Genomic DNA, 13,346 nt, shown 5'->3' with positions numbered 1-13,346 from the left:
GGGTGTCAATCGAGCGAATCGGGGCGACGCAGAAGCTCGGCCTCCGGCACGCCGGCAGCCAGCCGGCGCACCATGTCGTCGGGGTCGAAGTCGATGCCGATCGGGTTTCGGCGAAAGGCCTCGCTGCGCATCCAGGCGTTGGTGGCCTCCGCATCGGGAAAGCTGTCGACCTGCAGCTCGATCGGGTTGCCTTCCGGATCGGCGTAGTAGAAGGACACAGTGGGTCCGTGATTGATCGCGCGGTAGGGCAGGATGTCCAGCGCGCGCAGGCGCTGGTAGGTGCCCAGCAGCTCGGCCAGCGAGTCATAGGCGAAGGCCGTGTGGTAGTGGCCCACGCGGAAGGCGTCGTCGCGCGGCTGGTAGTCCTCCAGCGCGATCAGCGCGAGCCGGTGGTGCTCGTCGTCGTAGGTCAGGAAGGCGACCTTGGACGAGGCATGGGCCACATGGGCCCCCAGCACCGTGCAGTACCAGGCCACGAGATCGTCGAGCCGGTTGGTGCGCAGGGCGATGTGGGCGAGACGCCGGGGCCGGACGACGGGCGCGTCGGCAGTGGTGGTGGTCGGGGTCGTGGTGTTCATGCCGGGTCCTTCTGAAGCGGTTGGATCGGCTCGGTGCGCACGCCTGCTGGCCGGCCGGTGAGCGCGGCGATGGCCTGCCGCATGGTCTTCTCTGCGTCGTCGCCCGCGCCCTCGCTGCGCCACGCGACATGGCCGTCCGGGCGCACCAGGACCGCCCCCTCGGCACCGATGCCGTAGAGGTCGTGGAACGCGCCGCCGTGGTCGATGAGGTCGCCCTGCGGCCCGACCACGAAGGAATGGGCGACCAGGCCCGCCGGCACTGCAGCCTTCAGGAATGCCGCGGTCCAGGCCTGCCCCTCGCGGCCGGCCAGCAGCGTGAAGCACCGGTCCTTGAACAACTCGACGGTCGAGACGGTGGCGCCCCCTTCGGCGCGGCGGAGCCAGCAATGCGGTGCGCGCCGGCCCGGCGCGGCCGATGCCACATAGGTGTCGACCTCGGGGGCGCTCACCGTCTCGTCGGTGCCCAGGACGAGGTCGGAGCGGTAGGCATAGCCGAAGGTCTGGCCGTGGTAGTCGAAGTGCGCGCGCTGGCCGGGGATGGCCTCGCGCATGCGGGCGATGTCCTCTTCGCGGAAGTCTTCGTGGGTCTTCATGATCCCGCCCAGCCCGGCGCTCTCCATGCGCCGCGCGTTCCGCACGCTCTGTTCGACGTTGAAGCGGATCACCGGCAGGCGCTCGGCTTCGTAGGAATCCAGGATCGACGCGTCGGCCTGGCCGCGCAGCACGAGCGCCAGCTTCCAGCACAGGTTGTGGACGTCGCCCACGGCCGTGTTCATGCCCTGACCGCCAGTGGGCGGCAGCGGATGCGCCGCGTCGCCGGCCAGGAACACGCGGCCGCTGCGCAGCCGCCGGGCGATGCGCGCCTGCATGCGCCAGGCGCGCACATCGCGCACCTGCAATGGCAGGTCCGGCACGCCGATGGCCGCGCGCACGATGGCGGCGCAGCGCTGCGGCGTGAAACGCTCCGGTGCGTCGCGGGCCGCGTCGTAGCCGAAGTTGTAGGTCCAGCGATGGCGGCCATCCAGCGCGATCAGCACGCCCACGGTCTCGGCGTTGTAGATCCACCAGAGCAGATGCGGACGCTTCGCGACCCAGGGCCACAGGTCGGCCTCGAAATAGACGCCGATCTGCTGGCCCAGCGCTTCGTCGCCATCGAGCGCAATGCCCAATGCCTCGCGCAGGGTGCCGCGCGCGCCATCGGCGGCGATCGCATAGCGGGCCCGGACGGCGCGCGCGACACCGTCGGCGCCCACGATCCGCGCGCACACGCCGTCGTCGTCCTGCGTCAGGTCCTGGACCTGCGTGCCGAAGCGCACATCGACGCTGGTCTGCGACTCCGCCGCGCGCCGCAGCACAGGCTCCAGCACGTCCTGCGGACACGAGGTCTTGGCGCTGGGCCCATGCGTTTCCGCCAGGCGATTGCGCTGGCGGTCCGCATAGGTGTCGATCTCGCCGATGGTCTCGCCCGCTACCGAGCGCACGAAGACCACGCCCCGATTTCGGTCCTGCGGAATGCCGCGCGCGCGCACCGCGTCGTCCAGGCCCCAGGTCCGAAGGATCTCCATCGTCCGGGCGCTCACCACATGGCCCCGGGGATGGAAGCTGGTGGAGGCATGGCGCTCGACCAGCAGTGTGCGCACGCCGCAGCGCCCCAGGGCGATGGCGGCCGCCAGCCCGCAAGGCCCTCCGCCCACGATGAGGACGTCAGGGCGCAGGACTTGGTCGTCCGCAGAAAGCTTGATGCTCGACATGGCGAATTCGCTCGATTACTGATTGACTGTCAGTCAGCTTAATCGGGTGAACGCCGCCGCCATTGCTCGTTTTCCCTGAAGCCGCGAAGGCCGCCGCGCCGACCCAGACCTATCATGGAATGCATGACAGATACCGCCAGCCAGCCCCAACGCCGCAAGAAGGAGGCCCCCGCCGAGAAGGCACCCACGGGCAAGCAGCGCATCCTCGAAGCGGCCGAGCGGCTCTTCGCGAGTCGCGGTTTCCTAGACGTGTCGGCAGCAGAAATCGTGCGCGAGGCCGGCGTGGCGCACGGCCTGCTCTTCCATCACTTCGGCGCGATGGAGGACCTCTACGCCGAGGTCAGCCGCATGGCGGCGCAGCGCATGAACGAGGTGCAGCTCGCGTCATTCCGCGGCAAGACCGCGCGCGACCAGGTGGCGGCCTTTCTGCGCGCGCACCTGCGCTCGGTCAAGCAGCGCGAGGGCGACGCCCTCTTCCGCGCCCGCTCGCACAACGTCGCCACGCATGCCAAAGTGGCCGCGATCTGGGAAGCCTCCCGGCAGGAGGCCATCGACCGGGTCTGCGAGGCCCTGGGGCTGCAGGCGCCCACGCCCGCGATGCGGGTCTGCCTGCGCGCCTGGATCGGCTTTCACGACCAGCTGGTGCTGGCCTGGCTGTCCGAGCGCACGCTCAGCGAACGGCAGGTGATGGACTGGACGATGAAGCAGCTGGAGCATCTGGCGGCCGACGTGCTGTCCGTGGACCTGGACCGGGCCGCTGGCGGCGCGTCCGCATCCGCCGGGTAGTTCAACTCAGTCGCCTGCGAGCGCATCGCGCAGCCAGGCATCGACCTGCGCTGCGGCCTCGTACTGCACCCAGTGCCCGGCACCGGGAATGACTTGCGCCGGGCAGCCGACGAGCGCCGCGGCCTGGGCCGGGTCGGCCGTCACGTCATGGGCGCCCCACACGGCCGCGACCGGACCGGCGTGGGCCGCCAGCAGCGACTGCAGGCCGCCGGCGCGCGACAGCCGTTTGCTGCGAAAGCGGGTGGCCTGGCAGGCGCGGGTGTGTATGGCCAGCGCCTCGTCGTCGAGGGCGGCCTCGTCGTGCAGCATGTGCATGAGCAGGTTGTGGCGCATGATGGCCGCGAGCGCCGCATGGTCCTGCGCCTGGGCGGCGGCATGCCAGTCCTGCAGGGCGCCGCGCGGGCGGCGGGCGCCGCCATGGCCGGCGGGGCCGAGCAGCAGCAGGTGATGGATGCGCGCGACCGTCTCATCCGTTGCCAGGGCCGCCCGCGCGGCCAGATGCGCCGCGACCAGTCCGCCGAAGGAAAAGCCGGCCAGGTCGATGCCTTGGCTTTGGGCGCCCGGCAGGTGCGCGATGCCGGCCGTCAGCCGCTCGACCAAGGTGTCGAAGCCGCCTTCGCCGAGCGCGTCGGAATCGCCGTAGCCCGGCATGTCGGGCACCCACACGGGGCGGTCCGCGGCCAGCGCCTCGATGTTGCGGACCCAGTGCAACCAGTTGCCATGACCGCCATGCAACAGCACGAGCGGGGCACGCCCCGTGTGGTGGGTTCCCCAACCGCGCCAACGCACGCAGCTGCCGCTGGGGCCGGTGCCCAGCTGCCGCGCCAGGGCGTCGAGCCTACTGGCGCGCGGTGCGCATGAGGCGAAGTCTGTGGGCAACGGTGCAATGTCTGGCGTCATCCGCGCAGTGTGCCTTCAGGCCAGGACCAGCACGCCGTCCGCCGCGCGCACGCCCTGGCCCTCGGGCAGCACGAAGACCGGGTTGATCTCGGCCTCGACGATGCGCTCGCCCAGCTGCGCAGCCATCGCGGAGAAGGCCACGATGGCCTCCACCAGCGCGGCCACGTCGGCCTTGGGCCGACCGCGGAAGCCGTCCAGCAGCGGCCAGGTCTTGAGCGACCGGGCCATGGCCAGCGCGTCGGCGCGGCCGAGCGGCAGGAGCCGGCCGTGCTGCTCGGGCAGCAGGCGCAGCGTCGTGTCCTGGAACAGCTCGGCCGTGACGCCGCCCATGCCCAGCAGCACGGCCGTGCCCAGCGCGTCGCGGTGCAGGCCCAGGATCAGCTCGGTGCCGCCCGCGACCATCTGCTGCACCAGGAAGCGCTGCGGCAGCACGCCCGCGCGGGCCTCGACGTCCGCGGCCATCTGCGCCAGGCGTGGCCCGATGGTCTGCGCGTCCAGGCCGACCGCCACGCCACCGACGTCGCTCTTGTGCGTGATCTGCGAGGACAGGATCTTGAGCACCACGCGCCCGCCCAGTTCACGCGCGGCGGCCTCGGCCTCTGCGGCATTGCGCACCACGCGCTCGGCCGCGCAGGGCACGCCGAAGCGGGCGAAGACAGCCTTGGCCTCGGCCTCGTCCAGCGAGCCGTGGGGCAGCTCGCCCGTGTCGATGGCCGGCAGCGCAGCGGCCTCCTCGGCCGGGGCCTCGAAGCCCGCGACACGCAGCATGCCGGCCAGCGCCGCCGTGCAGCTTTCGGCCGCCGCAAAGGCCGGCACGCCACGGTGCGTCAGGAGCGCGCCGATCTCCGGCGCATGCGGGCTCACATAGCCCATCACCGGCTTGTCGAAATCGGGCAGGCAGTCCTGGATCGCGCCGGCCAGCAGCTCGGGCATGGCCAGGCTGGAGCTGCCCACGATGATCACCAGCGCGTCGTAGCTCGGGCTGGCCAGCAGCGCGCGGATGGCACCGCGCAGCAGGTCGGGCCGCAGGCCAGCCAGCGTCACGTCGATGGGATTGCGGTCCAGCACGGCCTCGCTGCCGGTCTGCAGGGCGCGCAGCGCCTGGGCCGTGGCGGTGTCGGGCGCGGGCGTCTCGAAGCCGGCCACGCCCAGGTCGTCCGACACCAGCGTGCCCGCGCCCCCGGTGGAGGTGAGGACGGCCACGCGCCGGCCGCGCAGCCGTCGGCCGGTGGCCAGCGCCGCCGGAATGTCCAGCAGGTCCGAGAAGTGCTGCGCACGGATCACGCCCACCTGGCGGAAGAGCGCGTCGTACATGCGATCGGCCCCGGCCATGGCGCCGGTGTGCGAGACGGCAGCCTGCGCGCCGGCCTCGGAGCGGCCGATCTTGAAGGCCACCACCGGCTTGCCGGCGCGCGCCGCCTTCAGGCAGGCGGCACGGAAGCGCGCCGGGTTGCGCACCGCTTCCACATAGAGCGCGATGACGCGGGTGGCCGGGTCGTCGGCCAGGTGCTCGATGAAGTCGGCCAGCTCCAGGTCCACTTCGTTGCTGGTGGCGATGAGCTTCGACAGTCCGATGCCCCGCGCCGCCGCGCGCGACAGCAGCGAGCCCAGGATGCCGCCGCTCTGCGACACGACGCCGATGCCGCCGACCGGGAAGTGGTCCATCTCCAGCGCACCCGAGGGCGAGAGCACGATGCCGTCGGTGAGGTTGACCAGGCCGATGGTGTTGGGGCCCAGGATGCGCATGGAACCCGCGGCCTCCACCAGCTGCTGCTGGCGGCGCGCGCCCTCCTCGCCCGTCTCGGTGTAGCCGCTGGCCAGCACGATGGCGGCGGCGCAGCCACGCTCGGCCAGTTCCTTCACGGCCAGGTGGGCGCGCTCGGCGCCCAGCAGCACCACGGCCACTTCGGGCACCTCGGGCAGCGAGGCGATGTCGGGGTAGCAGACCAGGTCGTCGATCTGCGCCACCTTGGGGTTGACCGGCAGGATGCGCCCGGCATAGCCGTGCTTGCGCAGGTAGGCCACGGGCCGGCCCGAGGTCTTCTTCGGATCGGCCGAGGCGCCGATCACGGCCACGCTGCGCGGCGACAGGAGTCTGGCGATGGCGTCGCTCACGGCCTCACTCCTTGGCGGCCGTCTTGGCCAGGAAGGCTTCGACCGAGGCGCGGTGCTCGCTGCTGGTGTAGCAGATGCCCTGTGCCTGGCTGCCCTGCGCGAAGACGTCGTGCGCCGACAGCTCGAAGCTCTGGTCGAGGATGGACTTGGTCAGCGCCAGCGCCGTGGACGAGGCGCCCGACAGCTCGGCGGCCCAGGCCTGGGCGTCGGCCAGCAGCGTCTCGGCCGAGGTCTTGCGGTCGACGATGCCCAGCGCCAGCGCCTCGTCCACCTTGACCTGGCGGCCGGTGAAGATCAGCTCCTTGGCCTTGGGCAGGCCCACCCGGCGCGGCAGGAAGTACATGCCGCCGCCGTCCGGGATGATCCCGCGGTGGATGTACGACCAGGTGAAGCTGGCCCATTCGCTGGCGATGATGAAGTCGCAGGCCAGCGCCGTGTCCGCGCCCAGGCCCGAGGCCGCGCCGTTGACGGCCGCGATCACCGGCTTGGGGCAGGTGTGCAGCAGGGCCTGCACCTGGTGCACACGCTGCTGGCGGTGCCAGCCGTTGAAGCCCACCTCGCCGGTGGGTGCGTTCATGCGCCGCTGCATGCCGGCGATGTCGCCGCCGGCGCAGAAGCCCTTGCCGGCGCCGGTCAGCACCAGGGCGCGGATGGCCTTGTCGGCAGCGACGTGTTCGAGCGCATGCGCGAACTCGCGGCGCATGTCGTCGCTCATGGCGTTGCGCTTGTCGGGCCGGTTGAGCGTCAGGGTGGCGACGGCGTTGTCGACCGAGAGGGTGATGAAGTCGTAGGTCATGGCGTGTTGGCGATGCGGCGGGGGCGGGGTTCCGGTTCAGGGTTCAGTCCGGCTTGATGCCGTTCTCTTTGACGATGCGGGCCCAGCGGGCCTCTTCGGCCTGCACGTAGGCGGCCAGTTCGGCGGGCGTGCCGCCGCTGACCACCAGGCCTTCGTGTTCGATCTTGCGGGCGAAGTCGGGCGTGCGCACCGCCTTGCGGGCGGCGGCGCCCAGGCGCTCGATGACGGCCGGCGGCGTGCCGGCGGGCACATACAGCCCATACCAGCTTTCGACCTGGTAGCCCGGCACCGTGGTGGCGATGGCGGGCACGCCCTTGAAGGCCGGCGAGGGCTCGGGCGTGATCACGCCCAGCGCGCGCAGCTTGCCGCTGCCGACGAAGCCGGACGCCGCGGCGGCCGTGGCGAACATCATGTCCACCTGCCCGCCCAGCAGGTCGGTGAGGGCCGGGCCGGCGCCCTTGTAGGGCACATGCACCAGCTTGATCCCGGCCAGGTTGGCGAGCATCTCGCCCGCCAGGTGGGCCGAGGTGCCGGTGCCCTGCGAGGCATAGCTGAGCTTGTCGGGCCGGGCCCTGGCCGCCGCCACGACGTCCGCCACCGACTTGTAGGGACTGTCGGAGCGCACCACCAGCACGTTCGGGCCGCGGCCGATCAGCATCACCGGCGTCAAGGCCGCATTGCTGCCATAGGGCAGCTTGGGTTGCAGCGCGGGGTTGACCGCGTGCGCGAAGGACGCGACCACCACCGAGTACCCGTCCGGCGGACTCTTGGCGACGTTGTCGGTGCCGATCATGGTGCCGGCGCCGGGCTTGTTGTCGACGATGACGGGCTGACCCAGGTCCTTGCCCATCTCCTGGCCGAGCGTGCGGGCGATCGCGTCGGTGCCACCCCCGGGGGCGAAAGGAACGACCAGACGCACGGGACGTTCGGGATAGGCGGCCGCGGCGGTGCCGGCCAGGCCGAGCACGCCGCCGATGCCGAGGGCGAGAAGGCCGGCGCGGCCGGCGTGCAGAAGGCGATGGATCATGGTCTGTCTCCGTGGTGCTCCTGGTGCCCGGATGCGCCGGCAGACGGCGTCGGGCCCTGGGGAGGACTCTAGGACCGTTCGGTCCGCCATGCGCCCAGCCCGTTCCACCGGGTGGAACCGGCTTTAAGCTTGCGGCCCCGTCTTCCGCACAACCACCGCCGATGCCTGGACAACCCGACACGCTCACCGACAAGCCCGGCCTTTCGCCCGCCAACCGCTCGCTGGAGCGGGGCATCGAGCTGCTGCGCGCCTTCCGGCCGGGCTCAGAACTGCTGGGCAACGGCGATCTGGCCGAGCGCACCGGACTGCCCAAGGCCACTGTCAGCCGACTGACCCAGACTCTGGTCGGCTGCGGCCTGCTGCAGTGGGAGGCCGCCTCGAAGGCCTATCGCCTCGCGCCCCCCGTGCTGAGCCTGTCGCACGCCATGCGCGCGGGCTCTCGCGTGCTGGCGGTGGCCGCACCGCACATGCGCGCCCTGGCCGAGTCGCGCCGCATCAACGTAGGGCTGGCCGCGCCGGATCGCGACGAGATGGTCTATCTCGAATCCATCCGCTACGCCCGGCGCGTGGCGCTGCGGCATGTGGTGTCGGGCCAGCGTGTGCCGATGGCGCTGACCTCGCTGGGCCGCGCCTACCTGGCGGTGGCACCCACGGCGCGTCGCCGGGCCATCCTGCGCGTGATCGCGCAGCGGCGCGCCGAGCAGTGGCCGGCGCTGTCGCGCGAGATCGACGAGGCGGCCGCGCAGGTGAAGCACCGCGGCTTCTGCGCCGCCTCGTGGCAGCCGGAGGTGGTGGCCCTGGCCGCGCCCCTGGCCTCGGCCGACGGGGCCGCCTATGTGCTCAACGTGAGCCTGTCCACGCCGCTGCCGGTGGAAGTCGTGGCCGACGAACTGGGAGAAGCCCTGCTGGCGCTGTGCGACCGCGTGGCCCGGGAATGGGCCCTGGACAGCCAGCGCCGCTGAGGCCCGGGCTCATCCGTTTGGCGGAGCAGGCCCCCCCGCCCGGCCCTTAGATTCCACGGGTCGCCGCGCAGATCGGCGAGGGAGGAAGCGCAAAGGGACCGACCACCCATCACGGACTGTGTCGGTATCGGGCGCGGCGAGAAAGCAGACTTCCGCGCCCGATCCCCACAGTCGTTCCGATCCCCAATGCGGATCGGGCGCTTTTGTACAGGCCGCCAGGTGCGCAAGAACCTGGCGGCTTTTTTTTGCCTGCGCCGGCGCGCAGGGCTGTCCCCTGCAAGACCGACGGCGCTCCCGACCGGGCTCAGGCCGCAGGATCGCGCGGCTGCAGCGCGAGGGCCTCGGCCGTCGCCTGGTCGAACCAGCGGATGTAGCTCAGCCGCCCCTCGTCCGTCACCACCTCATCCGGAAAGGCCGCCAGCATCTCCTCGGCGAAGTCCTGCACATGGGCCTTGTTCTCCGCATGGGCGATGACATACGGGTCGTTGCGGCGGATGGCGCGCACCACGCGGCGGCCGATCTCCAGCGGGTCGATGCCGATCTCCTGCAGCGAAGGCATCGGCCCCTTGCGGTGTTCGGCGGACACGAAGTGCGCGGGCCGCAGTCGGTGCGAGTCGCGCACATTGGTGCGCGTGGCGCCGGGACAGACCTCGGTCACGCCGATGCCGTACTGCCCCACCGACAGGCGCAGGGAGCCCGACAGGCCATGGATGGCGAACTTGGTCGTGCTGTAGATGCCGCCCCAGGCCGGCGCAGGCACCAGACCCGCGATGGAGCCGGTGTTGACGATGTGGCCGCCCTCGCCGTGCGCGCGCAACTTGGGCAGGAAGCTCACGATGCCGTGGATCACGCCGTACAGGTTGACGCTGAGCAGCCAGTCCCAGTCGCCATAGGTGGCCTGGTCCATGGGCAGGAAGCCCGTCACACCAGCGTTGTTGCACAGCACATGCACCTTGCCGAAGGCGGCTTCGGCCTCTTCGGCGGCAGCGCGCATCGCCTCGCGGTCGGCCACGTCCAGCTTCATGAAGCGCACGTGCTGTGCCTGCGGCGCCAGCCACTCGCGCGCCTGTGCGAGGTGCTCGTCGCTCAGGTCGGCCACGATCACGTTCATGCCTTCGGCGAGGAAGGCGCGCGCCATGCCCAGGCCGATGCCACTGGCGCCCCCCGTGACGAAGGCGGTCTTGCCGTAAAGCTCCTTCATCGGTGCGTCGTCATTCCAGCGCGAGGTTCATCGACCTGGCGGCGGCGGCCCAGCGGTCGCTGTCGGCCTTCAGCACTGCGGCGAAGTCGTCGGTGGACGCGGCGCGCTGCAGCGACAGGCGTTGCAGCAGGTCGCCCACGTCCCTGGATTGCATGGCCGCGGCGAAGGCCTGCCGCAGGCTGGCCGCCAGTGGCGCCGGCAGCGCCTTGGGTGCGATCACGCTGTGGCGGTCTTCCACCACGATGTCGTAGCCCGACTCCTTGAGGGTGGGAATGTCCGGCATGACGGCCGAACGGTCGCTGCCGGTCAGGGCCAGCATGCGGAGCTTGCCCGCGCGCAGGTGCTCGATACCGCCGGCCAGTGAGCTGACGCCCACCGGGATCTCGCCCGACAGCAGCGCCAGGAAACTGGGTGCATCGCCCTGGTAGGGGACCAGTTGCCAGTTCACGCCGGTCTGGCGGCCGATCAGCTCGGCGGCCATGTGCGGGGTGGAGCCGATGCCGGGCACGCCGCAGCTCTTGGCCTTGGGGTTGTCCTGCATCCACTTGACCAGGTCGGGCAGCGTCTTGACGCTGGCGGGCGTGCCGGGGCCGGCATAGAGGCCCAGATCCAGCCGGGCCAGTGGCAGCAGCGGCTGGAAGTCGCGCACCAGTTCGTAGCGCACGCTCTTGTACAGGTGAGGCGCCATCGTGATCACCGACGCCGGGGTGACCAGCAGCACCGTGCCGTCGGCCGGCGCGGTGCGCAACGAGTCGGCCGCCAGCCGGCCGCCGGCGCCAGGCTTGTTGTCCACGATCACGGTGGTGCCCAGCGAAGCCTTGAGCGGCTCGGCCAGGGCCCGCGCGATCATGTCTGCCGCGCCGCCGGGCGGAAAGCCCACCACGAGGCGCACGGGCCCCTTGACGGTCTGGGCGGCGGCTGGCCAGGCACAGGCCGCGGCAGCCAGCGCGCCTGCGCTGGCCAGGAAATGGCGTCGGTCGATGGGGTACTTGCTCATGGTCGTGTCTCCTTGTGTTCTGGAATGCCTGCAGCGGGCCGATCGGGCCGCGCCGGTTGCGCGGTCCCTCACTGCCGCTCGAGCCGGATCGCCTGCGCGATGCGGCGGTACTTCTGCGTCTCCTGCTGCTGGAAGGCGGCGGCTTCGTCCAGGGTGAGCACCCGGCCGGCGGCGCCGCCCGAGGCCCGCATCTGCGCCTGCAGACCGGCGTCCTGCAGTGCCTGGTTGATGGCGGCATTGATCCGGCGCTGTTGCGCCTCGGGCACGCCACGTGGCACGAAAAGGCCACCCCACAGTTCGTAGTCGAAGCGCTCCAGCCCGGCGGCCTGCGCCAGCGTGGGCACCTGGGGCAGCCGGTCGTCCCGCTGCGGGCGGGTGATTCCGTAGGCCCGCAGCCGGCCCTGCCCGATGAAGTCGGGCACGCTGCCGCCTGCCGGCACGAAGGCCAGGTCGATCTGGCCGCCGACCAAGTCCTGCAGCAGCGGCGCGGTGCCCTTGTAGGGCACGTGCAGCATCTCGATGCCGGTGCGGGCGCGGAAGTCCTCGCTCACCAGGTGGAACAGCGAGCCGATGCCGCTCGTGCCGTAGCTCAGTGGCCGCGCGCCCGGCCTGCGCTGGGCCGCAAGCAGGTCGGCCAGCGAGGCATGGGGCGACTGCGGCGCACCCACGAGCACCAGCGGCGACACATTGACCATGCCCAGCAGCTGCAGCTGCTCGGGCGTGTACTTGACGGCCGACAGCGCGAGCGGCGCCAGGATCACCTCGTTGGGCGTGCCCAGCACCAGCGTACGGCCGTCCGGCGCGGCCGACAGCGCCTTCTGCATGGCGAGCGCACCGCCGGCGCCGGCAAGGTTGTCCACGATCAGCGTCTGCCCGAGGCCATCGCGCAGCAGCGGCAGCATCTGGCGTGCGGCGACGTCGCCCGGGCCGCCCGCCGGATAGGGCACGATCAGCGTGGTGACGACATCGGCCAGGACAGGCAGTGGCAGGCCGGCCGCGGCCAGGGCGAGCCGCCCGATGTCGCGCCGACGCAGACCCGGCTGCGGGGGTGCGTCGGATCGGCCCGCGGCCCAGGTGGCGCGGGTCTTCATGCCAGCGCCCCCACCGCCATGTCCGACAGCCGCTGGAAGCGCTCGATGTTGGCCGCCTGCGGCAGCAGGCCGGTCGTGAGGCAGACGAAGCTGATGTCCAGCGCAGGGTCGACCCAGAACATGGTGGAGCCGGCGCCGTAGTTGCCGAAGGTCTGCGGCGTTGTGAGCGTGCCGAACTGGTGGTGCACGATGCCCTCTCCGCGCAGACTGAAGCCGAGCCCGATGAAGGCCGGCGGCGGCGCCCAGCCGGCGCGCAGGGCCACCCCGCGGTAGAGCTCGTTGTGCATGTCGCCCGTGTGGTTCTGTCGCGCGATCTGAACCATGCGCGGCGACACGATGCGCGCGCCATCGAGCGTGCCGCCCTGGCGGAGCATCTCGGCAAAGCGCCAGACATCGGCCGCCGTGGAGCAGGCGCCCACATGGGCCGCGTCGTTGACCGCCTCCTCGAACAGGCTGTGGCGGCCTGGCTGGGTGCGCCCGCGCACCGCGATGGGCACCACGCCGCGGATGTCCGGCACCACCTTGCGGGCACGCAGGTCGGGCCGTACGCCGAGCGAGGTGTCGCGCATGCCCAGGGGCTCGAACAGATCTTCGCGGGCGATGTCGCGGAAGGCGCGGCCCTGCGGGTCGGTGCGTCGCAGCAGCTCACCCATGAGCACATGGTTGACGACCGGGGCGTAGTCGCAGCGCGAACCCGGCTCGACGATACCGTGCACGTTCTCGCAGACGGCCTGCAGCAGCTCACCCAGGTCGTCCTCGAACATGTCGGGCTTGGGCGTCCACACGCCAGGCATGCCAGCGGTATGGGTCAGCAGGTGGTAGAGCGTGGCGCGCTCGCGCGGTGCGCCCCGAAACTCGGGGATCAACTCGGCCACGCGTGTCGTCAACGACAGGCGGCCCAGCTCCACCGCGCGCAACACCAGCAGGTTGGTGAAAGCCTTGGTCAGCGAGAAGAGGCTGAAGACGGAATCGGTGACCAGGGCCTTCTCGTGCGCGGCGTCATGGAAGCCGATGGCGGCCTCCAGATCCAGCCGGCCGCCGCGACCCACGCGGATGACGGCGCCGTGGTAATGGCCGCGCGCCACGTCGGCGGCGATGGTGGCCTGGAGGTTGTCGAGTCGTTCGTTCATGGGCTCGGGGAT

General features: G+C 71.5%; 12 protein-coding genes. 2 read left to right on the top strand and 10 right to left on the bottom strand.

Features of this window, described 5'->3' with window-relative positions; translation table 11 throughout:
• Window positions 1-5 precede the first annotated feature (5 nt).
• Together BXA03_RS08570 and BXA03_RS08565 are read right to left on the bottom strand one after the other, a co-directional pair.
• Window positions 6-578, bottom strand: coding sequence for a VOC family protein (locus BXA03_RS08570; protein ID WP_076506157.1), 573 nt, complete (start codon window positions 576-578; stop codon window positions 6-8).
• The gene (locus BXA03_RS08565) at window positions 575-2,329 is read right to left on the bottom strand and encodes an FAD-dependent monooxygenase (protein WP_076506154.1); all 1,755 of its coding nucleotides are present in this window, start codon (window positions 2,327-2,329) and stop codon (window positions 575-577) included. Before BXA03_RS08565 ends, BXA03_RS08570 begins: the two co-directional genes overlap by 4 nt.
• 123 nt (window positions 2,330-2,452) lie before the next feature.
• Between BXA03_RS08565 and BXA03_RS08560 the strand changes: the two genes are divergently transcribed.
• A complete protein-coding gene (locus tag BXA03_RS08560; protein WP_159444712.1) occupies window positions 2,453-3,115 on the top strand; it encodes a TetR/AcrR family transcriptional regulator in 663 nt (220 codons plus the stop codon).
• A 6-nt stretch (window positions 3,116-3,121) separates the two neighbouring features.
• On the opposite strand, the gene BXA03_RS08555 is transcribed toward BXA03_RS08560, so the two are convergent.
• From BXA03_RS08555 to BXA03_RS08540, 4 genes are read right to left on the bottom strand one after another with little or no spacing between them, the layout of a single operon-like run.
• A complete protein-coding gene (locus BXA03_RS08555) occupies window positions 3,122-4,015 on the bottom strand; it encodes an alpha/beta fold hydrolase (protein ID WP_076506150.1) in 894 nt (297 codons plus the stop codon).
• Window positions 4,016-4,030: 15 nt separating this feature from the next.
• Entirely contained in the window at window positions 4,031-6,130 is a 2,100-nt protein-coding gene (locus BXA03_RS08550; RefSeq protein ID WP_076506148.1) for an acetate--CoA ligase family protein, read from the bottom strand.
• 4 nt (window positions 6,131-6,134) lie between these two features.
• Window positions 6,135-6,926 (bottom strand): enoyl-CoA hydratase/isomerase family protein, encoded by a 792-nt coding sequence (locus BXA03_RS08545; RefSeq protein ID WP_076506146.1) that lies wholly within the window; start codon window positions 6,924-6,926, stop codon window positions 6,135-6,137.
• A 43-nt stretch (window positions 6,927-6,969) separates the two neighbouring features.
• Window positions 6,970-7,953: a tripartite tricarboxylate transporter substrate binding protein gene (locus BXA03_RS08540; RefSeq protein ID WP_076506144.1), complete on the bottom strand. Its 984-nt coding sequence runs from the start codon at window positions 7,951-7,953 to the stop codon at window positions 6,970-6,972.
• Window positions 7,954-8,114: 161 nt separating this feature from the next.
• Here BXA03_RS08540 and BXA03_RS08535 point away from each other — a divergent pair, with 161 nt between their 5' ends.
• Window positions 8,115-8,915: an IclR family transcriptional regulator gene (locus BXA03_RS08535; RefSeq protein ID WP_076506141.1), complete on the top strand. Its 801-nt coding sequence runs from the start codon at window positions 8,115-8,117 to the stop codon at window positions 8,913-8,915.
• Window positions 8,916-9,219: 304 nt separating this feature from the next.
• On the opposite strand, the gene BXA03_RS08530 is transcribed toward BXA03_RS08535, so the two are convergent.
• The 4 genes from BXA03_RS08530 to BXA03_RS08515 form a co-directional block, all read right to left on the bottom strand.
• Window positions 9,220-10,116, bottom strand: a complete 897-nt coding sequence (locus tag BXA03_RS08530) for an SDR family oxidoreductase (RefSeq protein ID WP_076506140.1) — start codon at window positions 10,114-10,116, stop codon at window positions 9,220-9,222.
• Between the two features lie 10 nt (window positions 10,117-10,126).
• On the bottom strand, window positions 10,127-11,113 hold the full coding sequence (locus tag BXA03_RS08525) for a tripartite tricarboxylate transporter substrate-binding protein (RefSeq protein WP_076506137.1): 987 nt from the start codon (window positions 11,111-11,113) through the stop codon (window positions 10,127-10,129).
• A 68-nt stretch (window positions 11,114-11,181) separates the two neighbouring features.
• A complete protein-coding gene (locus BXA03_RS08520) occupies window positions 11,182-12,204 on the bottom strand; it encodes a tripartite tricarboxylate transporter substrate binding protein (RefSeq protein WP_083715966.1) in 1,023 nt (340 codons plus the stop codon).
• The gene (locus BXA03_RS08515; RefSeq protein WP_076506134.1) at window positions 12,201-13,334 is read right to left on the bottom strand and encodes a serine hydrolase domain-containing protein; all 1,134 of its coding nucleotides are present in this window, start codon (window positions 13,332-13,334) and stop codon (window positions 12,201-12,203) included. Before BXA03_RS08515 ends, BXA03_RS08520 begins: the two co-directional genes overlap by 4 nt.
• Window positions 13,335-13,346: the final 12 nt, after the last annotated feature.

It is taken from the genome of Pseudacidovorax sp. RU35E, assembly GCF_900156165.1.
Taxonomy (GTDB): Bacteria; Pseudomonadota; Gammaproteobacteria; order Burkholderiales; family Burkholderiaceae_C; genus Xenophilus.
Note: the sequence above shows the minus strand (reverse complement) of the source record. Positions and strands in the feature narration are given on the sequence as shown.

Excerpts from the sequence above, each read along its gene's own strand:
- BXA03_RS08540 (WP_076506144.1), bottom strand. The coding sequence starts at position 7,953 with ATGATCCATCGCCTTCTGCACGCCGGCCGCGCCGGCCTTCTCGCCCTC.
- BXA03_RS08560 (WP_159444712.1), top strand. The coding sequence starts at position 2,453 with ATGACAGATACCGCCAGCCAGCCCCAACGCCGCAAGAAGGAGGCCCCC.
- BXA03_RS08535 (WP_076506141.1), top strand. The coding sequence starts at position 8,115 with ATGCCTGGACAACCCGACACGCTCACCGACAAGCCCGGCCTTTCGCCC.
- BXA03_RS08555 (WP_076506150.1), bottom strand. The coding sequence starts at position 4,015 with ATGACGCCAGACATTGCACCGTTGCCCACAGACTTCGCCTCATGCGCA.
- BXA03_RS08545 (WP_076506146.1), bottom strand. The coding sequence starts at position 6,926 with ATGACCTACGACTTCATCACCCTCTCGGTCGACAACGCCGTCGCCACC.
- BXA03_RS08515 (WP_076506134.1), bottom strand. The coding sequence starts at position 13,334 with ATGAACGAACGACTCGACAACCTCCAGGCCACCATCGCCGCCGACGTG.
- BXA03_RS08570 (WP_076506157.1), bottom strand. The coding sequence starts at position 578 with ATGAACACCACGACCCCGACCACCACCACTGCCGACGCGCCCGTCGTC.
- BXA03_RS08530 (WP_076506140.1), bottom strand. The coding sequence starts at position 10,116 with ATGAAGGAGCTTTACGGCAAGACCGCCTTCGTCACGGGGGGCGCCAGT.
- BXA03_RS08565 (WP_076506154.1), bottom strand. The coding sequence starts at position 2,329 with ATGTCGAGCATCAAGCTTTCTGCGGACGACCAAGTCCTGCGCCCTGAC.
- BXA03_RS08525 (WP_076506137.1), bottom strand. The coding sequence starts at position 11,113 with ATGAGCAAGTACCCCATCGACCGACGCCATTTCCTGGCCAGCGCAGGC.
- BXA03_RS08520 (WP_083715966.1), bottom strand. The coding sequence starts at position 12,204 with ATGAAGACCCGCGCCACCTGGGCCGCGGGCCGATCCGACGCACCCCCG.